General features: G+C 60.7%; 1 protein-coding gene. It reads left to right on the top strand.

The annotated features are described in order from the left end of the window. Positions 1 to 337: 337 nt before the first annotated feature. Positions 338 to 1,098: site-specific integrase (locus Q1B08_RS21465; RefSeq protein WP_299823406.1), on the top strand; the 761-nt coding region annotated here is incomplete at its 3' end.

Genomic DNA, 1,098 nt, shown 5'->3' on the forward strand with positions numbered 1-1,098 from the left:
CGAGATCAAAGCCATCCGCTGAAGAAAGGCGGGAAAGGGAGAAGTCATGCCCGCGGCTGCTTTGCGCAACATCGCCGGCTCGAGGTGACAAAAACAGGAACAGCAAAGATTACCCTTTCTACATCTAGATGCGCACCAAGAAAGTCATCGCGATTCAGGACATTTATTGCATCTGTAAAAGTTGCTTCGGCAGACGAGATTCTCGAACGTCCTGTAAGGTTGGTGGACATAGTTGCTAATGCACCTAACTTTTCAAATGTGGAGTTCGGAGTTCACCCGCGCCTATCGCAGGCGGGACGCCGCGATCACCCGCCGCGTCATCGATCTCGAGCGGGAAATGCCGAAGATAAGGGATTTGGCCAGCGAACGATGGCACGAAGATTGCAACAACCTTGCAGCGTCGCCAGGCTCCCGCGCCGCCGCCCGCACCGAGAACAATACCTTTTGGGACTGGGCGTTGCTTGAATTGCTCGTTCAGAGCGGCGTCCGGATCGAGGAGGCGTGCAACCTGACCACCTTCGATATCCTGCGGCGACGCGACAGCAGCGGGCGCACATACTTCCTGCTGCATGTCGCCCCGTCCAAGTTCGACCGCGCTCGCCTGATCCCGATCGGCGACGCCTTCGGCAAGGTATTGTCCGAGATCATTCGGCATGTGAAGCGCTTCTATGGACTGGACCACGTACCCCCGGTCGACAACTTCGACTTCCATGAGCGCAAGCCGCTGCCCCGGGCGCCATACCTGCTGCAAGGCCGAACGCGACCCAACATGATCGGCCGCACGACGATCCGCGACATGCTCGCGGGCCTGTCGCGGCGCGCCGGCGCCCGGACCCATGATGGTCAACCGCTCCTGGTGCATCCGCATGATTGTCGGCGGGTGTTCGCCTCGGAGCACCTCAACAATGGCACGCCGCCGCATGTCCTGCGCGCTTTGCTGGGCCACGAGCGGCTCGACACCGTGATGATCTACGCCAAGCTTTATCCCGGCGCCCTGGTCGATGCCTACAGGCGTCATGTCCGCGGGCTTTACCAGTCAGTGCACGGCAACGACGTTCTGCGCGCACCGACCGCGGAGGAATGGGAGGCTCTCGCGCG

Source organism: uncultured Jannaschia sp. (assembly GCF_947494025.1).
In the GTDB taxonomy this organism is placed as follows: domain Bacteria; phylum Pseudomonadota; class Alphaproteobacteria; order Rhodobacterales; family Rhodobacteraceae; genus Jannaschia.